Below are 22,136 nucleotides of genomic sequence, written 5' to 3'. Positions count from 1 at the left end.
GGGATTTGGTTCCCGGAGGGACGCCAAACCCGGTGGTCGCCCCGGGTATCACGCTCTTAAACTAACGGTATTACTCCGAACAGTGGGTTAAAGCGTCAGCGTCATCCAATAAAATTACCGGATGACGCTGCGCTTATCCGGTCTACGAAACAGCACTGTGGTTAATACACAGCAGCCAACCAGAGTTTTCCTTCATAAATTCCTTAATTATAAAAACATTATAAATCAGATATTTGCAATAAATAGCGATCATGGTCTGCTTATTTAATAGTCGATATTGACAGCTGTAAACTCCCGATTTAGCATCAAATTGCTGTATATAAAATAAATAAATTTAGTTACAGTTGTTGGGATCATGGGAATTATTGTTGCTGTTACCATTGCCTCCATGATAGATGATAAACTTGTTGATAAAATAAATAACGCAATCATCCGGCTTGCTTATTAATAAAAAGAAAGGCGGTATTACCGCCTTTCTTTGAGTAGTTGATATAATATGACAGGAACCAGTAGAATAAAATAGGTCATGATGAAAATGGAAAGATATAATCCAGAGTAAAATACAAATAGTGTAAAATCGTTATCAGCCATTAATTTTGCGGGCCTTCCTGTGGCTGTTAACTCTATATTCCTGCATAAAATTAAGTAAATATAGATAAAGTAAAAGATGGGGCCAAGTAAGCATGAGCGGATCAGGGACGAATACTTATAAGGCCTAATTAGTTTTCTTTTTTTATATGAAAATAAAAAAAGGATAAGTGCAAGGATGGGGGCAGTTTTACAATAAACATCCATCACTTTTGTCATTATTGGGTTTGTTAAAGATGTTATCGCAGGCAGGCCCATGGTTTTTGTAGCGATGTCATTCAGCAGGGGGGAGCCAGAATTACTCAGATATACGGAAAAAATGACCAATAAAGGAAAGATGCCCGCAGCCATAAAAATGTAGAGCATCCTGTTTGCTGCCTTATTGTTTTCAGCGTCAGTCATAACCATTTGACTTAAAATCTCCTTTTCAATTTTATTGGAGCCTTTTGCTTTGCCCGATAAAGAGCCATATTTATAACACATTGCTTTTGAGCTGTGTAGCTATGTTTTTAAAACACGGACTGGATCTCACTTTATTTATCGCCCTGCGAATTGTACCTTTAACAATATTAGATTTTCCCGGGGCATATAAAATTCTTTTCATACTCAGATGTGGTTGCCCAATGAATACTACGAGGTATTTGGCGCGTTTCGACAAGATTGCCGCATAGCCGGGCGTTTATACACCTTTAGTCACCAGACGTTAAAAATTTGATGTATCAACCTAGAACGGTTAAGCGTCATCCAATAAAATTGCCGGATGACGCTGCGCTTATCCGGCCTACGAAACCGTCTCGCCAAACCCCTGAGCGAAGGCGGCTTTCAGATCGTTCATAAATGCCTGCTCGTCCTGGCCTTCGCAGATAAGTTCAATCGTCGTGTTTCCCTTCACGCCCGCGCCGAGAATACTCATCATTCCTTTAACGGGGATTTCCTTACCGTTATTAACCAGCGTGAGCGACGCCTGGTATTGTTTTACGATCTTTGCAAGCGCTGCTGCCGGGCGGGCGTGTAAGCCGGTGCTGTTTACCACGCGTACGGATTGTTTAATCATCTTCTTCTCCTTAAGACGCCTGTCGCAATGCAGGATGCTGTTTATTCATCATCTGAATTTTGGCAAAAACATCCTCTTCCACGGCCTGCTTAGCATTAGCCATGACGCGCGCAAGATTCGCCTCGTTATTATTATTGACCCAGGCTTTGCCTACCGTGGTAATAAATGCTTTGCGCAGGTCGCTTGCGATATTAACCTTGGCCACCTTGTAATTAACGAAGCTGCGCAGTATTTCGGCGTCAATGCCTGAACCGCCGTGAATAACCAGCGGAATATCAGAAACCTCAGCAATTCGTTGTAATAATGGAATATCAATGCGGGGAATATCTTCCAGGCCGTGCACGTTGCCGATAGAGACTGCCAGCATGTCGCATCCGGTTTCCGCCACGAAGCGGCGAACCTTTTCCGGTTCCGTTTTGCAGTCCGCTTCGCTGACGTGGTCATCCTCTTTGCCCAGAATAGCGCCCAGCTCGGCCTCCACGGGTACGCCAAAGGACTTACAGAAATCAACCGCTTCACGGGTGAAGGCGATGTTCTCTTCGAAGGGCAGCGCGGCACCGTCGATCATCACCGACGTGAAACCGGCCCGCACCGCCTGTTTAACATCCTCCAGCGTTTTACCGTGGTCCAGATGCAGGCTCACCGGCACGTCCATTTTGTCCGCGTGGCGTTTTACTATTTCAAAAATATAGTCATAGCCGGAGAGCTGGGCGTTGGTCGGCGCTATCTGAATAAAATTAGGTAATCCCGACCGTTCAATAGCATTCAGAATTGAAATTGTTGTTTCCAGGTTAGTGGTATTAAATGCGCCTGCGAGCACACTTTTCTCTTTAATACGATCGAGTAAGATCCTGCCGTTGACTAAGGGCATATAAACTCCTGGTAGTTAATTTAGGTTTAAAGGATTAACTGCTTAAACTTCAGCATTTATTCATAAGGGCCTATACCCTCCTGTCGTAATTTAAAACGATAATATTCCAGCCAGCGCTGCTGATATTCCTTAAGCTTTCTGAAGCGAGAGGGATCGGGAAGATACAGTTGCGAAACCACCGCTTCAGGTGGAAGGATGTCAGGGCACGCTATCAGTAATGCACCCACCGAAACCGTTTCGTCGAAGGCTATCGCCTCAACGGGGCATTGCAGGGCATCCGCTTTGAGCTGTAGCCACAGCGGGTTATGGATTGCCGGACCAATGACCTTCATGGTGGTGCCCGCAGGAATATCAAAGCAGGCATGGCAGTGAAGCAGTTCCATTGTCAGCCCGATAAATACGCTTTCCAGCAGCGTTTCTGCGTCCAGCGTATCGCCAAGTCCGTACAGCAGGCCACGCGTGTTGCGGTTTTTATTGGGCGACCCCGATCCCCGCAGATGTGGAATAAATACGGGGATTTCATCCGGTGACCATTCCGGCTGCCGGTAACGCTGCCGGAGTATTTCCAGCGCCGTTTTAATCTCTTCATCCGTCAGGCGAAAGGTTCGCTGTACCCATTCCAGCGCGTAGCCGCCCACGGGGAGAGAGGCGAACAGGGTATAAAACTCCCTGTCCGAATAGCAGCCGTTAGCCAGCTTGTCCCGGCGGGCCTTCTCGTCGAGCTTTGGCTGCTGGTTGAGCAGCAAGATACCCTCGCTTGTGCCGGTGGAGTTGAGCACTTCCCCTGGTTTCATCTGCAAGGCTCTTGCACCCACCATGTGGTCATGCCCCGCAAGGAATACGACGACTTCCCCGGTCATACCCAGCTCTTCCCTGAGCTGATTCGTTACCCATCCGCCAGGCTCGCCGGGCTTGAGCAGAGGGGCCAGCGCGTCAAACGGGACATCCAGTATTGCCGCGGCTTCCCTCGACCAGGTCTGCGTGGTGATATCCAGGCACAGTGTCCTGCTTGCCAGCGTGATTTCGGTACGCTGCTGCCCGGTCAGCCACCACAACAGCACCTCGGGGGTATGCAGCCAGCAGATATCGCGTTTTCCACGCAGAGGATAGTTATCCAGCAGCCAGCGCATCTTGAAGGCCGAGTAGTTGCTGTGCGCGGGCAGCCCGGTAATCTCGTAAAGCTTACGGGACTCCGCCTCGCTTAAGCTGGCAAGATAAGCTTCGCCGCGCCGGTCGTACCAGGCCAGCATTGGCGTCAGTATTTCACCGCGGTTATCCACAAATACCCCAGACTCACCAAAGCTGGCAATGCTGATACGGGTAACCGGCAGGGTGGAGAGGGCGACAAGCTCCTGCATCGTGCTTTTTAATGCCTGCCACAGTGCCGCAATATCGAAATCGACATACCCTTCCTGCGACACCAGCTTAGGCGTCGGGAACTTGCGCACGTCCTGTACTGATACGTCACGACAGGCATAACTGCTGACTTTGCAATTGGTCGTGCCAATGTCGATGACGAGCGCTGCGCCGTAATCAGGCATACACCGTTCCTTTTGTCAGACGAAACACACCGTAAATCACCAGCGCCATCACCGGTACCAGCCCAATGGCCAGCAGGTTGCCGTTGAAAATTTCCAGCAGCCAGTAGCGGAAGGGGTTGCCGCCGTCGAGGAAGCTGGAGACCTGGCCGCTCGACCCTTCGGCGAGCTTGAAATTGACGTCTTTAGCCATTCCCGTAATAAACGGAGCGATTTTGGAGGCGATCCACAGATCCGCGATAATTACCGGTATGGCCGTAATCACCGCCCGGAAAATGTTTCCCCGACAGGCAAGAACAATCATCGATGCCATCACCGCGAGATTAGCCAGATCCCCCAGCGGGAGTACCTGATTACCCGGCAGAATAAAGGCGATGAACACGGAAATGGGCGTCAGGATCAGGGCGGTAGAGATGATTGCCGGATTACCGACCGCCACGGCGATATCGAGCCCGATATACAGATCGTCGCGGCCCGGGTATTTCGCATTAAGGTACTTTTTAATCGCCTCGGATAGCGGAAGCAGCCCCTCCATCAGGATGCGCACCATACGCGGCAGGATAAACATCACGCCGCCGATGCTGATCCCAAGCAGCAGGATATGCTTGAAGTCATAGCCCGCAATAATCCCCAGCAGCACGCCAAGAATAGTGCCGACCATCATCGGCTCGCCAAAGATGCCGAGCTTTTTCTGTACGTTTTCCGGATCGATATGAATGCGGTTGAGGCCCGGAATATTCTCGATGATTTTGTCGAACAGCAGGCCAATCGGGAAGAAGACCACGGATGACAGCGTGGGCAGGGAAATCCCCTCCAGGCTGAAGTATTTACTGGCCAGCGGTGCGGACCAGTCAGCCAGCTTGAGCACAACAATTGCCGCCACTGCCGCCGCGGTCAGGCCCAGCACGAAGCTGCCCGTGCTGTAGTAGACCAGCGTTCCGGCCAGCGCAAAGTGCCAGTAGTTCCACATGTCTACGTCCACCGTGCGCGTTTTATTTAGCGCCAGCATCGCGACGTTAATCAGTATGGTGAGGGGGATCACGAAGGGAGCAATAGGCGATCCCCAGGTAATTGCCGCCAGCGGCGGCCAGCCGAGGTCAACCACCGGCAGGCTGATGCCGGTGCGCTCAACCATCGCCTGCGCGGCCGGCCCGACGTTACTGGTGAGGATATCGAAAATCGCGTAGATACCCACGAAGCCAATCCCGACAATTAAAGAAGAGCGCAGCGCCTTCGCCGGTTTGACTTTGAAAAACAAAGCCAGAAAAAACAGCACCAGCGGCAATAATACCGTCGGGCCAAAGCCCAGCACGTATTGCACTATGGTGTACAGGGTGTGTGCTAAATCATTCATGGCAGACCTCTTTTTCAGGTATAGCCAGACCTCGCGTTAGCGCCTGGATTACTGTTCTGAAGTTTTATTATTTATAGGGTTAAGCGTTTTCCCTGAGAATACTCACTATTTTCTCGAGGACTTTTTCCTCGCCAATACCGGTAATTATCGGCAGGCCGTTGACTACGGGAATATCGAGTTCATAGGGGACTTTGGTCGTTGAGACAATTAGCGTGGCGCCATCCGTATTATTAGGTAAAGAGGCGACGTTAGTTTGTGAATAATCAACATTTAAACCGTGCTCTTTACAATATTCCATGACCTTTTCGGTAACGGCTGTGGATGTGGCAATACCCGTGGCGCAAACAAACAGGATCATCTGGCTCATACTTCACTCCTCGCTGATATTTTGTCTAAAATGGACTGGTAGATTTTCTCGTCATTCATGACGAGAAGCTGCTGCATAAATTGTTCATCCTGAATGACATCCATGATCCAGCCCAGGACGTTGAGCTGTTTATTACTTTCTCCCAGCGCCAGCATAAAGATGACCCGCACGGGGACAGGCTCTGGCTCGCCGCCCATATCTTCAAACAGCACTGTCTCAGGCAGAATGCCGATACTTATCGCATTCTGACGCACGTGCTTGTGGTCGGTATGGGGGATAGCAACACCCACCGGCTCCACCGGTAGCCCTGTGGGAAACGTCTGCTCTCGGGTAATAACATGGTCGGCGAAATCAGCCGCTACCATTTCATCCCCAATCAGCGGTGCCGCAATTTTTCGAATGAGTTCATGCTGACTCAGCCCCGGCGGAGTGTGCTGCACATAATGACGACGGAAATTAATGCCCTGCATGCTTTATCCTCTTTATTAGTTAACGTCCCGGCGCTGTAATATTGTCCCAAGATAATATTTATTGCCTTTCAACCAGACGTTGCCAAATTCAACGGGCGATCCTCTTTTGAAAAATACCAGCTGTTCAAGATGTAAAACCGGCGCATCTTCGCTGATATCGAGATAGTGGCCGCGATCGTTACCAATTAGTCGTGCAGCGTAACGGCTTTCTGAATACTGAATTTTATTGTTCGATAATCTTTCTATCGTCGGGAATAAGTTTTCCTTTGTGAAATCTACCTCTGTAATACCGGGGCAGAGCTCAATATTAATTCGGTTCTCAATGAGCATGACTTTCTCGTCGCCGATGGAACGCAGGCGCTCAAGAAACAGGATGTCCTGTCCGGGCTTGATCCCCAGCTTTTCTGCCACAAGCCTGTTGGCCGGTTCAATCCTTGAGGTAATCACGCTGGTGGAAAAGTTAATCTTCTGGCTTTGCAGCGCCTCAGCGAAAGATAACAGGCCTTCTCCAAGCGGATAGGCCAGGTTCTCTTTCTTAACGAAGGTTCCTTTTCCCTGTACCTGTACCAGCAGACCCTCACGAACCAGCTGGTTGACCGCCTTTTTCACCGTACCCCGGCTGACGTCCAGCATATCCATGATCTGGAATTCGGACGGAATGCGGTCGTCTTCGGCCAGATCGCCGCTATAGATATTTTCCCTGATCCACTCCACTACCTGCTGGTAGAGGGGAATCTGTGAACTCTTACTCAACGTTTTCATGGTGCGCACCTGAACATTAAGAGTTGTCTATGGACAATCATGTACAACTTCGAGTTTATGATAGGGAATTCTCACGCGGAGGGGATGCGGGGGAGTCACAGTTTGGGGAACGCATTCGTGATCAATTTTTTGTGATGTATATCACGCCATGGTATTGGGCATTTCAACAAGCAGTGGCGAATAAACGAAAGCGCAAGTTTTCGGTTAGCTAAATTTCTGCTTAGCTTTGCCAGGCGAAAAGTCTATTGATATAAATATCGATTCTTTTAAGTGTTAATTTTCTGTTTCTATACTGCGGATCCATTTCACAATAAGGGTCTGCCGCTATGACAACCGTTTCTGTTGATACTGATTTTCCCGATCTGACCATTCGCCGCGTGGCCGGTAATATTGGCGCTGAAATCCTGGATATTAAAATTTCGCCGGATATCGACGCGGCTATCTTTGCCCAGATCGATGCCGCGCTGGTGAAATATAAAGTTCTCTTTTTCCGTAATCAGACGCAGCTTACCGATGAAAGCCACCAGGCCTTTGGCGCGCGCTTCGGCAAAATTGTCGCGCATCCGACCGTTCCTGCACCAACCGGCACCAAACTCTTCGAGCTGGATGCTTCTAAGGGCGGCGGCAGGGCAGACTCCTGGCATACCGACGTTACGTTTGTGGAAGCCTTCCCGAAAATCTCCATTCTGCGCGGCGTAAAAATCCCCGAGTACGGCGGCGATACCGTCTGGGCAAATACCGCCACCGCCTACGAAAAACTGCCTGAAGAGTTGAAGCGCTTTGCCGAAAGCCTGCGTGCCGTGCACAGCAACGACTACGACTACGGCGCAGAGCGCATTGTCGCCGAACAGCAGCGATTGGATCACCATCGCAAAGTGTTTGTTTCCGCAGTGTACGAAGCCGAGCATCCGGTTGTTCACGTTCATCCTGTTAGCGGCGAAAAAGCTCTGCTGCTGGGCCACTTCTTTAAGCGCCTGTCCGGCTTCAGCAGCCGCGAGTCCGCACGCCTGTTCGAGCTGCTGCAAAACCGCGTCATCCAGCTGGAAAATACCGTGCGCTGGCGCTGGCAGCAGGACGATGTGGTCATCTGGGACAACCGCGCCACCCAGCACTATGCGGTTAACGACTACGGCAATCAGCCGCGCCTGGTGCGCCGCGTGACCATTGAAGGCGACGCCGCCGTTGCCGTTGACGGCACGCGCAGCCGCACGGTTTCCCATCCTGCCCAGCAGTCGCCGGTTAGCGCCGTAGCCTGACAGCCGATAATAAAAAGGATAATGATGATGCAACGTCGAGATTTATTGAAGGCGATGGCTGCCTTTGGGGTATACGCCATGGTTCCCGCGTTCGCCCGCGGGGCGAACGGCGCGAAAAAATACGAGGGCGTTACGCTGAATGTCTCGACGTTTAGCACCGCTTATCCAACCCTGCTGCGCCAGTGGCTGCCGGAGTTCGAGGCGCTGACCGGCGCAAAGGTCAACTTCGACACGCCGTCCTTCCCGGTGTACAACCAGCGGGCGGACCTGGAGCTGTCCACCCGAGGCTCGGCCTATGACGTGGTGAACGTCACCTTTATCTACACCAGCCGCTGGATCAACTCCGGCTGGCTGACGCCGCTCGACGAGTTTATCGCCAACCCGAACCTGACCAGCGCCGAGTGGGACGTGCATGACTTCCTGCAGGGCGGCCTGGCGCCGGAAACGGGCCGCGATGGCAAGCTTTATGGCATTCCGTGGGTGGTAGAAGGGATGCTGGCTGGCTCTTCGCGCTTTGACCTGGTGACCGAGGCGGGCTTCAAATTCCCGGATACCACTGACGATCTGCTTAAAGTTTTACAGGCGGTCAACAAGAAGCAGCGCGTGGCGGGTTACGTAACGGATAACCACTACGGCTGGACGTTTATTCCCTATCTGCAGGCCTTCGGCGGCAACGTATTCCGCAATCCGCCTGACGATCTGTTCCCGACGCTGGATACGCCGGAAGCCGTTGCCGCCGCGGATTATTTTGCCCGTCTGATCCGCGAGTTCGGCCCGAACGGCGGCCTGACCTATACCGCCGACCAGTCCACCCAGGCGCTGAAACTTGGCCGGGTTAACTTCTCCGACTCCAGCCAGGCCTATCTGGCCCAGCTTGGCGATCCGGCGTCCTCGCGCACCCTGAAAACGGTGAACTTCGGCCAGATGGTGCAGGGACCAGCGGGGCGCTTCCCCGGCATGGCGGTTCATGCGCTGGGCATTCCGGCAGGTTCGAAGAACAAAGAGGCCGCGTGGGCGTTTATCCAGTGGGCGCTTTCGAAGCAGAACACCCAACGGGCGGTGGCGGCGGGCTACGGTTCGCCTACAAGGCGCAGCGATATCGATTCGCAGGCGTTCCGCAGCAGGCAGATCATCAACGGCGTTGACCTGGCGCAGCTCTCCCTGAGCGCGGTAGACCGCGCGGCCCAGGGCGGCTACATGAAATACCGCACGGTGAACGTATTCCCGCAGGTCGACCAGCAGCTCAATAAGGCTATCGCCCTGATTGTCTCCGGCCAGCTTTCGGCAAAACAGGCGATGCAGCAGGCACAAACCGCGTCGATTGCCGATCTTAAACGCTCCGGCGCGAAGATCTGAGGAGCGACTATGCACGCGAAATCCAACTGGCAGCGCCAGCAAAAAATGGCGTATCTGGCGGGGCTGGTGCCGTCCATCGTCGTGCTGGCGATAATCACGCTGTTGCCCGCCGTGGCGCTGATTGTCACCAGCCTGACGCCGCTGAGCCTGACGAACCCGCAGGCGACGTTTACCTTCAGCGACCCGCTCATTAACTATCGCCAACTGCTGGATGACCCAAGATTTCTAAATTCAGTGGTCACGCAGCTAAAGCTCTCGCTGGTTAGCGTGTTATTTCAGGTGATCATCGGGCTGGGGCTGGCCTTATTGCTCAACGGCGCTTCGAAATGGCTGCACACCGCCCGGACGCTGTTTCTTATCCCGATGGTGCTGCCGCCGATTATCGTGGCGCTGATCTGGAAAATCATCTACACGCCGGATATCAGCCCGCTGCACCAGGTGCTGGATATGTGGGGGATCACGCTGCCGTCGCTGATTGCCAACCCGGCGACGGCGCTGTGGGCGATTGCCGTAGCGGATATCTGGCAGTGGTTTCCCTTCACCATGCTGATGGTGCTGGCGGCGCTACAGATGATCCCCAAAGATCCGCTGGAGGCGGCGAGCCTGGACGGCGCCAGCCCCGGTAATATCTTCCGCTACATCGTGCTGCCGTATATCAAGCCGGTGCTGGTGGTTTGCGCGCTGTTCCGGCTGATCGACAGCTTCAAAGCCTTTCCGCTGATCTACGTGTTAACCGACGGCGGGCCGGGCTCGGTCACCGAAGTCACTAACTACTACGGCTTTATTCAGGCCTTTAACTTCTCGTACTGGGGTTACGGCAGCGCCATCGCCGTGGTGATCCTCGTCGGGGTCTTTGTGTTGAGCTATATCGTGGGCAAAGCGGGGTGGAGCGATGAGCGAAAAGCTGACGCTTGAAACTATTCATGCCTTACCGGCGCGCAGAGGCAGGCCGTTCCGGCTGCCGGGCGGGCGGGCCTTTGCAGCCTGGCTGATTCTGCTGGCGATGCTTGCGCCGTTCCTGTGGATGGTGATCATGGCGTTTCGTCCGGCCATGGAGGCCTTTGATTTAACGCTGTGGTTCACGCCAACGCTGGACGCGTTCCGCTCGCTGTGGCAGGGCAATTTTCTGCATTCGTTTGGTAACAGCCTGCTGGTCAGCACGCTCTCTACCGGCCTGTCGTTGATTATAGGGGTTCCGGCGGCGTGGGTATTAACGCGCTGGCAGTTTCCGGGGCGCAGGCACGTGGCGCTGTGGATCCTAGTGACCCGCATGGCTCCGCCGATTGCCTTCACCATCCCGTTTTATCTGGCCTGGCGCTGGCTCGGATTGCAGGACACGGTGTTCGGCCTTGCGATAGTTTATCTGACGTTTAACCTGGCGATCGTCATCTGGCTGATGCAGACCTTTTTTGCCGCCGTGCCGCCCGCGCTTGAGGAGGCGGCCTGGCTCGACGGCTGTTCCATCTGGCGGACCTTCTGGACGATTACGCTGCCGCTGGTGGCGCCGGGGCTGGCCGCAACCGCCATCCTCTGCTTTATCTTTTCGTGGAACGACTTCTTTTATGCCCTGATCCTGACGCGCACCCAGGCCGTCACGGCGCCAGTGGCGATCGTTAACTTTCTCCAGTACGAAGGGTGGGAGTGGAGCAAGATAGCGGCCAGCGGCACGCTGGTGATGCTGCCGGTGGTGGCGTTTACGCTGCTGGTGCGGCGCTATCTGGTCCACGGCCTGACCGCTGGCGGCCTGAAAGACTGAAGGATTGAAATATGGCGACTATTACCTTACGCAACATCCACAAGCGTTATGAAGATAACGTGATTATTAAAGGGCTGGATCTGACCATCCGCGAAGGAGAGTTCGTGGCGCTGGTCGGGCCGTCCGGCTGCGGAAAATCGACCCTGCTGCGTATGATTGCCGGGCTGGAAAGCATCACCGACGGGGAAATAGCGCTCGATGGCGAAGTCATCAACGATATTTCGCCGCAGGCTCGTAATATCGCGATGGTGTTCCAGAACTACGCGCTGTATCCGCATATGACGGTGGAGGATAACCTGGGCTTCTCGCTGAAAATGCAGAGCGTGAAGAAAGCTGAAATAGACGAGCGGGTAGCGAAAGTTGCCGCCACGCTCGGGCTGAGCAATCTGCTGAAACGCAAGCCGGGCCAGCTCTCCGGTGGGCAAAGGCAGCGCGTGGCGATGGGAAGGGCCATTCTGCGCAGCCCGCGCGTCTTTTTATTCGACGAGCCGCTCTCCAACCTGGATGCAAAACTGCGCGTTGAGATGCGTACCGAAATCAAAGCGCTGCACCAGCGGCTGAACGCAACCATGGTCTACGTCACCCACGACCAGGTGGAGGCGATGACCATGGCGGACAGAATAGTAGTGCTGAAAGACGGGATTATCGAGCAGGTTGGTACGCCTCTGGAGCTGTACGATCGCCCGCGCAATGCCTTTGTCGCCGGGTTTATCGGCTCGCCGTCCATGAACCTGCTGAGCGGTACGCTCGATCGCGAATCGTTTATTACCGATGACGGCCTGCGCCTGCCGCTGAACAATGTCCCGGCGGCAAACCATGGCAAACGCGTGCTCTACGGCGTGCGCCCGGAGCACTTCACCCAGGTTAATCAGGGCGGGGTAGTCGCGGAGGTGAACGTGGTGGAGCCGACGGGAGCGGAAACGCAAATCGCCCTTAATATCGGCAAACAAAAGGCCATCGCCGTGTTTCGCGACAGGGTTCAGACGACGCCGGGCAGCGCCATGCACCTACAGCCGGACGTGCTGCAGACGCATCTGTTTGATGAGCAGAGCGGGGTGCGGATTAACTAGCTCAGGCTTCCCGCATGCCGTGACCGTGACGCTGGCAGATAGGGCATAGGCTTGCGTCCTCGCGCCAGCTGGCGAATGGCTGCCGGCATGAAGAGCACGTTGCCCTGAAAACGGCATGACGGACAGGGAAAGCAGAGGGCGAGGGCTGAATGGCTATCGCCTGCGGAAAGCAGACGTTTTCACAGGCTTTGCAGCCGTTGCAGCGGAGCGGGTCAAGCGTCAGCTCGTTTTCCGTTAGCGAAATGGCCTGCTGCGGGCAAATTTTGGCGCACGCGCCGCAAAGAAAGCAGCGGCTGGTGTCCAGCCCGATAGCCAGGTTTGTTCCCGCAGGGGCGACAGCGGGTGACACCGCAGCGGTGCAGGCCGTTGCCTGGCTGATTTGCAGCCAGCGGCGGCGTCCGCTATTAACGCTGTTTTGCGGCGGCGAAACTAACGTCCACGCAGGTTTACCAAGCCGGGCCAGGCGCAGGTTGAGCTCGGCAAGGGACAGCAGCCAGCCGGGGTGCTCGTCGGCATCCATCTCTACCGCGCGAATGCGGAACTCGTCATGCCAGAGCAGCAGCTCTTCCGGCGTGGGCGGGATATGGCTGAAAGGGGCGATCAGCACGCCGTCCCGATAAGCGCGCTGTGGGGGAGTCAGATCCGTTATAGCGGTGGTGGGACAAACGAACAGGCATCGCGCGCAGCTAACGCAGGTATCTGCATCAATTTCCGCCAGCCCTTTACTGAAATTAATTGCCCCGAGCGGGCAGGCATCCTGACAGGCCTGACACCGGCTGCGGCGAAGCTGGCTTCTTAAACAGGCCCGCCCCACGGAGGGGCGAGCCTTGAGGGACAGAAGATCCATCAGCTAAGCGTGAAGAACACGACGCGCAGCAGAACTTCCGCAGCTATCACCGCGCAGCCTCCCAGCACTACCATCGAGCGGCATTTGCAGGCGCTAACCGACCGGCCCATCAGCGCAATGCCCACCAGCAGCAGCACCCAGGAAGCGATATACAAGGTGCGCAGATGGTCAAAAGCAGCGAGCGGCTGATGCGGAAAGGTCACAACCTGGCTGAGCTTTGCCTGGGTCAGGTAGCTGAAATAGCTCATCTGCTCCAGCAGGCGCAGCAGGGCGCCGACCGCCATCACCGCCAGCGCAGAAGCCGCAACCTGCCTGCGAAGCTTGTCGCCCAGTCCGGCAGAGAGCCAGATCCCCGCCGTTGCGCCAATGCTCAGCACCGCACCGAAGAACATGAACCAGGTGTTGATGTGGGTCCAGGTAGCGATGGTGGTATGGGTATAAATCGACCCCATACAGTACACGTCAATCAGGCCCAAAACGGAACCGAGCAGCAGCAGCGGCAGACAAACTTTGCGCAGGAACAGCGCCAGTACGGCTGCGATACCCACGGCTGCCAGGTAGAGGCTGGCAAAGATAATTTCCCTGCTCAGCCACGAGCTGCTGAAGTGACGAAGCGCGTTAAAAGCGTTGAGCGGATAGCCAAGGTGAAGGGTGGAGGCGATCAGCCCACAGCCCCCAGCCACAACGGCGACAATCAGCGGTGCCAGCAGGAACCGGCGGCGTTGTGCCCCGTCCAGCGAGTTACCGGCAAACAGCAGAATTAACGACAGCAGCACGGTCGTGCCAACGGAGCCCTGTACCAGCAGCGTAAAGACAATCAGCGGCCATTCTTGCACGATCATTTACCTCCCTGTTCTGCACCCTGGTGCGGTTTGATCACCAGATTAGGATGCGTAATGGACGAGTTTGGCAGGCCCTGAACGTCGCAGACGCTGCCGTACTTCGCGCGAAGCTCGTCAATTGGCCCAAATTTAATTGCCCCTAACGGGCAGGTTGCGACGCACATTGGCTGTTCGCCCTTTGACTGAAGGTCGACACAAAAATCGCACTTCGACATTTGCCCCGTTTCTTTATTCATCTGCGGCGCGCCGTAAGGGCAGGACCAGGCGCAGTAGCCGCAGCCGACGCATTTGTTGGTATCAACCAGCACGATGCCGTCGCCGGGACGTTTATGCATCGCCGTGGTCGGGCAGTTTTTAGTGCAGATCGGATCGCTGCAGTGGTTGCAGGAGATAGAAAGCGTATAGGCGTAGACGTTGTTAAGCATCCCGCCGCTGCCGGTCGGCGTGAACCCGCCGCCTTTCACTTCATAAACGCGACGGAAGCGGCGGCCCACCTCAAGGTTATTTTTGTCCTTGCAGGCCACCTGGCACGCCTTGCAGCCCGAGCAGCGGGAAGAGTCGATAAAGAAACCGAGTTGCTTCGTGCTTACCGGCGGCAGTTCTGTAAATTTACTCATGCTTTTGCTACCTCAACCAGCATAGTCTGATGTGAATTCCCTTTTGCCAGGGCCGTGATGCGCGACGAGCTCAGCACGTTGGCGCAGCCGCCGTGGTCGACACCGTTGGCATCCGGCTGCCACCAGGCCCCGGCCTGCATGGCTACAACGCCCGGTAAAATGCGCTGGGTGACTTCCGCCGGGACCAGGCTGATACCGCGATCGTTGTGGATCTTCACCGTGTCGCCCTGGGCGATGCCGCGTTTTTCAGCGTCCAGCGGGTTAATCCACAGTTTCTGAATCTGCACTTCCTGCAGCCATGGGTTGGCGTACTGCGTGGAGTTAGCCCGGTTTTTGCCTTTCCAGGTGATCAGCTGCAGAGGATATTTAGCGGCAAGAGCATCTTCCGGGCCTTCGTGGGCCGGAACGTAGTGGGAAAGCGCCGGAATTTCCGGGTGATGCATGTCGTACAGACGCTTAGAGAAAATCTCGATTTTCCCCGACGGCGTGGCGAACGGATGGTTATCCGGGTCACGAATGTTGTCTTCGAATGCAACGTACGGCTTGCTCTTAAACAGATGACGACGCTGGATCTGCAACTCCGCAAAGGTCGGCAGATTTTCATCCGGCATCGACAGCCGCGTGGCTTCCCAGATGTGTTCAATCCACTGCTTTTCGTCGCGGCCAAGGCTGAATTCCGCCTCAACGCCAAGCTTAGCGGCGACTTCACGCAGCCAGTTGTAGTCGGTGCGGGCCTCAAACGGCGGCTCGACAAGCTTGTCCGACAGCACCAGATAGTTGCCGGTGCCCCAGGTTTCGCCGATGTTCCAGCGCTCCATAAAGCTGGTTTCCGGCAGCAGCAGGTCGGCGTATTTTGCGCTCGGGGTCAGATACAGATCGGTTGCCACGATGAATTCGATTTTTGATTCATCCTGCAAAACGCCGATGGTCTTGTTGATGTCCGGGTTCTGGTTCGCCAGGTAGTTACCAGCGTGCGAGAACAAAATACGAATATTGTTGCTGAGCTTCTCCGCCCCGGTCAGACCGTCCTGCGGCGTGACTTTGCTGGCATCGTCCGCCGCCTGAACCCAGTTCATGACGGAGATTTTTTCTTTCACCGGGTTGTCCGGCATTTCCGGCCCGGTGGTGAATTTACGGTTGCCGATGCCGCCATAGCCTGCCGCCCAGCCGCCTTTCACGCCGACGTTTCCGGTCAGGGTAGCCAGCAGCGTTGAGCCGCGAGCGGTACGTTCGCCGCAGTTATGTCTTTGCGGGCCCCAGCCCTGGATCAGCGCGGCAGGTTTGGTCGTCGCGTAGTCCCTTGCCAGTTGGCGAATGGTCTGTGCCGGAACGTGAGTTATCGGTTCTGCCCACTCGGGTGTTTTCGCGATGCCGTCTTTGGCGCCGGTAAGATAAGCCATTAGCGACTCGTTTTCCGGCACGCCTTCAGGCATTGAGTTTTCATCGAAGCCGAGGGTATGGCGCTCAATAAACGCTTTATCGTGCAGGTTTTCGGTGACGATGACGTACATCATCGCGTCCATCAGGGCGTTATCCGTAGAGGGACGCAGCGGGATCCATTCATCGGCAAGGGAGGAAGCGGTGTCCGAGTAGCGAGGATCGACCACGATAAACCGCGTGCCGTTTTGCTTCATCTGCTGAAAATAGTGGTTGCTGTGGCCAAAGATCGTTTCGGTGGTGTTGTGGCCCCAGAGAATGACCAGCTTAGTATCGGCAAGCGTATCCAGGCTGCTGCCGCTGGCGGCGGCTCCGTAGGTGTAAGGCGTGGCGGCCGCGGTGTTACCCATGCTGACGGAGTGATAATACTGAAGATGGCCGCCGGTGAGGTTCAGCAGGCGGCGCACCATTGCATCGCCGCTGAAGGTGCCGCCGCTGACGGCGGTACCAACGTGCACGTAGCGGGAGGAGGGGCCATATTTTTCCGTGATGCGCTTAAGGTTGTCGGCAATCAGCGTGGTTGCTTCATCCCAGCTGATACGCTCGAATTTACCTTCACCGCGTTTACCTACGCGCTTCATCGGGTATTTCAGGCGGTCAGGGTGATAGACGAATTTGCGATAGCCGCGTCCGCGAACGCAGGCGCGCATGATTGGCATCTCTTCATCCAGCTCGTTATCGGGGCGCGTGGTGATGCGAGTTACCACGCCATCTGCAACGTGTGCGCGAATGTCGCATTTCCCGCCGCAGTCGAAGGTGCTGCAGGTCGGGACTACGCGCTCTTCGGGTGCTGAGGAAACCGTGCCGGGGCTGGTCTGTGGATTGGCGGCAAAAGCGCTGCGGTTAATAAACAGCGGCGTTGCGGCAAGGGCGGAACTCGCTTTTACAAAATGTCGACGAGAGATCCCGGATAGCGTTTTATCTTTATCGGTCATGACATAGGCTCAAAAAAAGAAAGCCATGCTAACAGCACGGCTTTTTAGTTTGTTGCGTTATATCAATGCCTCGTGGGTATAAAATTACACTCCTTTAGGAGTAGGTGCGGTTTTACTCTTTTGCTACCGCATCCAGCACGCGAACCAGCTGCGTGACGAACCCGTATTCGTTGTCGTACCAGGCAACGGTCTTCACCAGCTGCAGGTCTCCGACCTCGGTCACTTCGGTCTGCGTGGCATCGAACACCGAGCCGAAACTGGTGCCAACGATATCGGACGAGACGATCTCTTCATCGGTATAGCCGAACGATTCATTGCCCTCAGTGGCCTTTTTCAGCGCGGCGTTAATTTCATCGACCGTGACTTTTTTCTCTAAAATCGATACCAGTTCGGTGACCGAACCGGTCAGCGTCGGCACGCGCTGGGCATGACCTTTAAGCTTGCCCTGAAGTTCCGGAATAACCAGCCCGATAGCCTTTGCCGCCCCGGTAGTGTGGGGAATGATGTTCTGCGCGGCGGCGCGCGAAGCGCGTAAATCCTTGCCACGCGGGCCATCGACCAGCGACTGCGTGCCGGTATAGGCGTGAATGGTGGTCATGGTGCCGAGCTTAATACCAAAGTTGTCGTGCAGGGCTTTCGCCATGGGGGCCAGACAGTTGGTAGTGCAGGAGGCAACAGAGAGAATCTTATCTTCCGGCGTAATAGTGTTGCAGTTGACGTTAAAGACGATGGTTTTCATGTCGCCAGCCGGGGCGGAGATCAGCACTTTTTTAGCTCCCGCATCCAGGTGCGCGCTGGCTTTCTCTTCGGAGGTGTAGAACCCGGTGCATTCAATGACGATCTCCACGCCATCGTTACCCCAGGGGATATTTTTCGCGTCTTTCTCGGCGTAAACCTTAATTTTCTTACCGTTGACCACCAGCGAATCGTCGGTATGTTCCACGCTGCCGTCAAAGTTGCGGTAACTGGAGTCGTGCTTCAGCAGGTAGGCCAGCACTTTCGGGGAGGTGAGGTCGTTAATAGCAACGATTTCCACGTCGCTTTTCGTTTCCAGAACACGGCGCAGCACCAGGCGTCCAATGCGGCCAAAGCCATTAATACCAATTTTTTTCATGACTGGATCCTCATTATTTACAGTTGGAAGTAGCAAAAACCGTAATCATCACTAGTGATAGCTCATAATGAGGGGGGCCGCAAACCGGGCCGACGGGCGTGGTTTGTTGGCTAATTTCGTCAGATGTTAATGATTTTTTAAGATGTAGCCGCTATCGTGGTGCCATTAGCGATTCGGGTCAGGGCTTTTTAATGCGCAGCAAATACACCTCGTTACAGATAACCCTCCACTGGCTGGTTTTTCTTTTGATCGTTACGGCCTACTGCGCCATGGAGCTGAAAGGCTTCTTCCCGCGCAGCTATCGTCCGGCGATCAACGCCACCCACGTAACCTGTGGACTAAGCGTGCTGGTGCTGATGGTTTTACGCCTGCTGGTCAGACTCAAATACCGCGCGCCGGCCATCACGCCAAAACCCCATCCTGCCATCATCGGCGTTTCCCACCTGGTACACACCATCATCTACCTGATGTTTATCGTGCTGCCGATCATGGGCTTCCTCACCGTCTACTATAAAGGCAGCGACTGGTCGGTGCTGGGTATTCCCATGCCGCACGCGCCGGAACTGGATGAAGATCGCCAGTTCACCATGAAGGAAATCCATGAGCTGATTGCCAATACGGGCTATTTCGTGATTGGTATTCATGCCTTCGCGGCGCTGTTTCATCACTACGTCTGGAAGGACAACACGCTGGTGCGCATGCTGCCGGGTAAGCGGAAGTAATTTCTATGGCGGGCCGAAGTAGCGCAGGGAAGCGGCGATATTGGCAGACACCAGAATGACGATAATCAGCGGCACTTTGCGCCAGGCTAAAAATACGGCAGCCGCCAGCCCGTGCCATGCCTGGCAAAAAGGGCGTTATTTTTTTCTAAACCGAACTATTAAATTTAGATATAAAGGCAATATAATTATTTGTGCCTTACGCGACACACTAAAAAACTCGATAAAAACGAGCAGCGACTTGCGCAAAGCCATCTGCTCAGGAAAGGGGAGTTTTGCGCCTTTATTTTTAACTAATGTATATTTAATAAAATTGAAAATCCTTTGCGACGTTGGGAATAGCACTTTTTTAATCTCATCCTTGCCCTCCGCTAAACGGGCAATTGATTGAGCAGCATAGACTAAATCAGCTAAATCTTTTTGTCTGAAAGTTTGTGTGATGCTTTTTTTGTGGTATCGATACCAGATTAGCGACTTTTCCATGCCATAAATAACTTTGGCATGTAAATAAATGGACGGGATAGTACTCATGTCCTCATAAAGGCGCCCAACGGGGAATTCGATGTTGAAATCACGAAAAAGTGATGTTTTATAAACCCTTGCCCATGGATACCACTTGCATTTTTTAAAGGCTGGGGTTAATTTTTCGATTGAGGAAATGTCGACTCTGCCATCAAAAACGGCGCTGTCAATATGCTCAATAACATTGTTTCTACTTCCCTCAAACTGATCTGCATTGAATTCAACAATATCAATAGTCGAATCCTGAATTACAGGAACTATTTCACTCCAGAAGTCAGGGTGCATGAAGTCATCGGAATCTAAAAATGCGAGATACTCACCTGTTGCAGCCTTGATTCCTTTGTTTCTTGCGCCGGACAGACCCGTATTCTCCTGATTTATTACTGTAATATTATTGCATTTATAATTATCAATCGTATTTTCGATGATGTTTTTGCTATCGTCCGTAGAACCATCGTTTACTATGATAAGTTCTGTTGTGTTTGATAAATGAGGCAGAACAGATTCAAGGCATTCGGCAATGTACTCGCCCGAATTATAACAGGGGACGATAACGCTTAACTTTATCTTACTCATTATTGAATCTTGCTCCGTTGCCACAAATGTTCTCAAGGTCTGCTGCGCTTTACATTATGCTAACTGAGAGATCATATAAAACAAAATAGTTTGAGGAAAAATCTGTGCTGGGGTTATTTAGTGCTTAGAAGACATTCTTTGACCGAGAGGGGTTGTAAAGACTCCAGTTCAATTCATTATCAGCTTACAAAATTTAATGTTTACATAAATTCCTCACAGCATGTACCATACCCCCCTATAGTATCAGGAGGCCGCTATGCCCCATTCACCGGAAGACAAAAAACGCATTCTGACCCGCGTGCGCCGCATTCGCGGTCAGACGGAGGCGATTGAGCGCGCGCTGGAAAACGGCGATCCCTGCATCGCTATTCTGCAGCAGATCGCCGCCGTTCGCGGTGCCGCTAACGGCCTGATGGGCGAGATGATGGAAATTCACCTGAAGGATGAGCTGGTCGCGGGCGAAACGTCCGAGGAGCAGCGCGCCGTGCGCATGGCGGAAGTCGGTAATCTGATCCGCTCTTATCTAAAATAAATACATTCCCACCTGACGACGGAAGAAGACAATGAAATCACGTGCAGCAGTAGCATTCGGTCCGGGCAAGCCTCTGGAAATCGTAGAAATTGACGTTGCACCGCCGAAAAAAGGCGAAGTGCTGGTCAAAATTACCCATACCGGCGTGTGCCATACCGATGCCTTTACCTTATCCGGCGACGATCCGGAAGGCGTATTCCCGGCGGTACTGGGCCATGAAGGCGGCGGTATCGTGGTGGAAGTGGGCGAGGGCGTTACCAGCCTGAAGCCGGGCGACCATGTTATCCCGCTTTACACCGCTGAGTGCGGCGAGTGTAAGTTCTGTAAATCCGGTAAAACCAACCTGTGCCAGGCCGTTCGCGCCACACAGGGGAAAGGCCTGATGCCGGACGGCACCACGCGTTTCTCATACAACGGCGAACCGATCTACCACTATATGGGCACCAGCACCTTCAGTGAATACACCGTTGTGGCTGAAATCTCACTGGCGAAAGTAAACGAACAGGCTCCGCTGGATAAAGTCTGCCTGCTGGGCTGCGGCGTGACGACCGGCATCGGGGCGGTTCATAACACCGCAAAAGTTAAAGAAGGCGACACCGTAGCGGTATTTGGCTTAGGCGGTATTGGCCTGGCAGTTATTCAGGGGGCCGTACAGGCGAAAGCCGGGCGTATCCTGGCCGTCGATACCAATCCGGAGAAGTTTAAGCTCGCCACGGAGATGGGCGCGACCGACTGCATCAACCCAAAAGATTACGATAAGCCGATTCAGGACGTCATCGTTGAGATGACCGACGGCGGCGTGGACTTCAGCTTCGAGTGCATCGGCAACGTGAACGTGATGCGTTCCGCGCTGGAATGCTGCCACAAAGGCTGGGGCGAAAGCGTGATTATCGGCGTGGCCGGTGCGGGCCAGGAGATCAAAACTCGTCCGTTCCAGCTGGTGACCGGCCGCGTGTGGCGTGGCTCCGCATTCGGCGGCGTAAAAGGGCGTACGCAGTTACCGGGCATGGTAGAAGACGCGATGGCTGGGAAGATCAATCTCGATCCGTTTATTACCCACCGCCTGCCGCTGGAGCAGATTAACGAAGCGTTTGACCTGATGCACGAAGGGAAATCGATTCGTACCGTGATTCATTTCGGCGAGAAGTAAACTCATGCGGCGGATGGCATAGGTGCTACTCCGCCCGTTTTTTTAGCCAATGGTCGTTGGCGCTTTCTTTATCTGGACGTGGTGGTAACGCTCACGAAAATCGGCTGCGGCTTCTTCCGCGCTCTGGCGGAGCTCATCGCTGTCGGCCTGATGGCGCAGCAGCATATCTGCACTTTTTACCACCAGAAACAGATGCCCGTGCGACTCCGCCATCGTCTGGCCGGAGAAGAGTGCGGCGCTCATCAGCAGCAAAATCATTCCCAGCCTTGCGCGCAGTTTATTAACCATTTTCCCAAACCTCATTAACGTGACGGCCACACTGTATAGATAATTCCGGTAAGTGACTATTTGAATATTCAAAAGAGCGTTAAAGAATTGTCAGCAGTGTAAAAGAGGAGGGAGA

At 54.0% G+C, this 22,136-nt stretch carries 23 protein-coding genes and 1 pseudogene; 8 read left to right on the top strand and 16 right to left on the bottom strand.

Annotation, left to right across the window (positions count from 1 at the left end; genetic code table 11):
• Positions 1 to 465: 465 nt before the first annotated feature.
• The 8 genes from AAE045_RS06510 to AAE045_RS06475 form a co-directional block, all read right to left on the bottom strand.
• A complete protein-coding gene (locus AAE045_RS06510) occupies positions 466 to 1,071 on the bottom strand; it encodes a colicin immunity protein (RefSeq protein WP_455547004.1) in 606 nt (201 codons plus the stop codon).
• Between the two features lie 298 nt (positions 1,072 to 1,369).
• Positions 1,370 to 1,642, bottom strand: a complete 273-nt coding sequence (locus AAE045_RS06505; RefSeq protein ID WP_455547003.1) for an HPr family phosphocarrier protein — start codon at positions 1,640 to 1,642, stop codon at positions 1,370 to 1,372.
• A 10-nt stretch (positions 1,643 to 1,652) separates the two neighbouring features.
• Complete coding sequence (locus tag AAE045_RS06500) at positions 1,653 to 2,513, bottom strand: class II aldolase (protein ID WP_455547002.1); 861 nt, start codon at positions 2,511 to 2,513, stop codon at positions 1,653 to 1,655.
• Positions 2,514 to 2,569: 56 nt separating this feature from the next.
• Positions 2,570 to 4,054 (bottom strand): FGGY-family carbohydrate kinase, encoded by a 1,485-nt coding sequence (locus tag AAE045_RS06495; protein ID WP_455547001.1) that lies wholly within the window; start codon positions 4,052 to 4,054, stop codon positions 2,570 to 2,572.
• Positions 4,047 to 5,405 (bottom strand): PTS galactitol transporter subunit IIC, encoded by a 1,359-nt coding sequence (locus tag AAE045_RS06490; RefSeq protein WP_455547000.1) that lies wholly within the window; start codon positions 5,403 to 5,405, stop codon positions 4,047 to 4,049. The genes AAE045_RS06495 and AAE045_RS06490 overlap by 8 nt, the downstream gene beginning before the upstream one ends.
• A 79-nt stretch (positions 5,406 to 5,484) precedes the next feature.
• On the bottom strand, positions 5,485 to 5,772 hold the full coding sequence (locus AAE045_RS06485; protein ID WP_455546999.1) for a PTS sugar transporter subunit IIB: 288 nt from the start codon (positions 5,770 to 5,772) through the stop codon (positions 5,485 to 5,487).
• The gene (locus AAE045_RS06480) at positions 5,769 to 6,242 is read right to left on the bottom strand and encodes a PTS sugar transporter subunit IIA (protein ID WP_455546998.1); all 474 of its coding nucleotides are present in this window, start codon (positions 6,240 to 6,242) and stop codon (positions 5,769 to 5,771) included. Before AAE045_RS06480 ends, AAE045_RS06485 begins: the two co-directional genes overlap by 4 nt.
• Positions 6,243 to 6,257: 15 nt before the next feature.
• Positions 6,258 to 7,004, bottom strand: coding sequence for a GntR family transcriptional regulator (locus AAE045_RS06475; RefSeq protein WP_202301872.1), 747 nt, complete (start codon positions 7,002 to 7,004; stop codon positions 6,258 to 6,260).
• A 326-nt stretch (positions 7,005 to 7,330) separates the two neighbouring features.
• Between AAE045_RS06475 and AAE045_RS06470 the strand changes: the two genes are divergently transcribed.
• Genes AAE045_RS06470 through AAE045_RS06450 form a run of 5 tightly spaced genes read left to right on the top strand, consistent with a single transcriptional unit; the run spans position 7,331 to position 12,442 of the window.
• Entirely contained in the window at positions 7,331 to 8,260 is a 930-nt protein-coding gene (locus AAE045_RS06470) for a TauD/TfdA dioxygenase family protein (protein ID WP_455546997.1), read from the top strand.
• Between the two features lie 24 nt (positions 8,261 to 8,284).
• A complete protein-coding gene (locus AAE045_RS06465) occupies positions 8,285 to 9,616 on the top strand; it encodes an ABC transporter substrate-binding protein (protein ID WP_455546996.1) in 1,332 nt (443 codons plus the stop codon).
• A gap of 9 nt (positions 9,617 to 9,625) precedes the next feature.
• Positions 9,626 to 10,531, top strand: a complete 906-nt coding sequence (locus AAE045_RS06460; protein WP_455546995.1) for a carbohydrate ABC transporter permease — start codon at positions 9,626 to 9,628, stop codon at positions 10,529 to 10,531.
• The gene (locus AAE045_RS06455; protein ID WP_455546994.1) at positions 10,509 to 11,372 is read left to right on the top strand and encodes a carbohydrate ABC transporter permease; all 864 of its coding nucleotides are present in this window, start codon (positions 10,509 to 10,511) and stop codon (positions 11,370 to 11,372) included. Before AAE045_RS06460 ends, AAE045_RS06455 begins: the two co-directional genes overlap by 23 nt.
• Before the next feature lie 11 nt (positions 11,373 to 11,383).
• Positions 11,384 to 12,442 carry an ABC transporter ATP-binding protein gene (locus tag AAE045_RS06450; RefSeq protein ID WP_455546993.1) on the top strand — a complete coding sequence of 353 codons (1,059 nt, stop codon included), beginning with the start codon at positions 11,384 to 11,386 and terminating at the stop codon, positions 12,440 to 12,442.
• 1 nt (position 12,443) lies between these two features.
• On the opposite strand, the gene AAE045_RS06445 is transcribed toward AAE045_RS06450, so the two are convergent.
• The 5 genes from AAE045_RS06445 to gap form a co-directional block, all read right to left on the bottom strand.
• Positions 12,444 to 13,289: a 4Fe-4S binding protein gene (locus AAE045_RS06445; protein ID WP_455546992.1), complete on the bottom strand. Its 846-nt coding sequence runs from the start codon at positions 13,287 to 13,289 to the stop codon at positions 12,444 to 12,446.
• Positions 13,289 to 14,131, bottom strand: a complete 843-nt coding sequence (locus AAE045_RS06440) for a dimethyl sulfoxide reductase anchor subunit family protein (protein ID WP_455546991.1) — start codon at positions 14,129 to 14,131, stop codon at positions 13,289 to 13,291. Before AAE045_RS06440 ends, AAE045_RS06445 begins: the two co-directional genes overlap by 1 nt.
• The gene (locus AAE045_RS06435; RefSeq protein ID WP_455546990.1) at positions 14,128 to 14,748 is read right to left on the bottom strand and encodes a DMSO/selenate family reductase complex B subunit; all 621 of its coding nucleotides are present in this window, start codon (positions 14,746 to 14,748) and stop codon (positions 14,128 to 14,130) included. The genes AAE045_RS06440 and AAE045_RS06435 overlap by 4 nt, the downstream gene beginning before the upstream one ends.
• The gene (locus tag AAE045_RS06430; protein ID WP_455546989.1) at positions 14,745 to 17,120 is read right to left on the bottom strand and encodes a DMSO/selenate family reductase complex A subunit; all 2,376 of its coding nucleotides are present in this window, start codon (positions 17,118 to 17,120) and stop codon (positions 14,745 to 14,747) included. Before AAE045_RS06430 ends, AAE045_RS06435 begins: the two co-directional genes overlap by 4 nt.
• A gap of 112 nt (positions 17,121 to 17,232) precedes the next feature.
• Entirely contained in the window at positions 17,233 to 18,234 is a 1,002-nt protein-coding gene (gap, locus tag AAE045_RS06425; protein ID WP_455546988.1) for a type I glyceraldehyde-3-phosphate dehydrogenase, read from the bottom strand.
• Positions 18,235 to 18,425: 191 nt separating this feature from the next.
• Here gap and cybB point away from each other — a divergent pair, with 191 nt between their 5' ends.
• Positions 18,426 to 18,956, top strand: coding sequence for a cytochrome b561 (gene cybB, locus AAE045_RS06420; protein ID WP_455546987.1), 531 nt, complete (start codon positions 18,426 to 18,428; stop codon positions 18,954 to 18,956).
• Between the two features lie 3 nt (positions 18,957 to 18,959).
• Here cybB and AAE045_RS06415 read toward each other — a convergent pair.
• Positions 18,960 to 19,067, bottom strand: a pseudogene (locus AAE045_RS06415) (AzlD domain-containing protein); the annotation flags it as partial.
• A gap of 24 nt (positions 19,068 to 19,091) precedes the next feature.
• Positions 19,092 to 20,051, bottom strand: coding sequence for a glycosyltransferase family 2 protein (locus AAE045_RS06410; RefSeq protein WP_455546986.1), 960 nt, complete (start codon positions 20,049 to 20,051; stop codon positions 19,092 to 19,094).
• 256 nt (positions 20,052 to 20,307) lie between these two features.
• Between AAE045_RS06410 and AAE045_RS06405 the strand changes: the two genes are divergently transcribed.
• On the top strand, positions 20,308 to 20,583 hold the full coding sequence (locus AAE045_RS06405; protein ID WP_455428126.1) for a metal/formaldehyde-sensitive transcriptional repressor: 276 nt from the start codon (positions 20,308 to 20,310) through the stop codon (positions 20,581 to 20,583).
• 31 nt (positions 20,584 to 20,614) lie between these two features.
• Positions 20,615 to 21,733 carry an S-(hydroxymethyl)glutathione dehydrogenase/class III alcohol dehydrogenase gene (locus tag AAE045_RS06400; protein ID WP_271128113.1) on the top strand — a complete coding sequence of 373 codons (1,119 nt, stop codon included), beginning with the start codon at positions 20,615 to 20,617 and terminating at the stop codon, positions 21,731 to 21,733.
• A 42-nt stretch (positions 21,734 to 21,775) separates the two neighbouring features.
• Here AAE045_RS06400 and AAE045_RS06395 read toward each other — a convergent pair whose 3' ends face one another.
• On the bottom strand, positions 21,776 to 22,021 hold the full coding sequence (locus AAE045_RS06395) for a DUF2554 family protein (RefSeq protein WP_455546985.1): 246 nt from the start codon (positions 22,019 to 22,021) through the stop codon (positions 21,776 to 21,778).
• Between the last annotated feature and the right edge of the window lie 115 nt (positions 22,022 to 22,136).

The organism is Dryocola clanedunensis (assembly GCF_038405435.1).
Classification (GTDB): domain Bacteria; phylum Pseudomonadota; class Gammaproteobacteria; order Enterobacterales; family Enterobacteriaceae; genus Dryocola; species Dryocola clanedunensis_A.
Note: the sequence above shows the minus strand (reverse complement) of the source record. Positions and strands in the feature narration are given on the sequence as shown.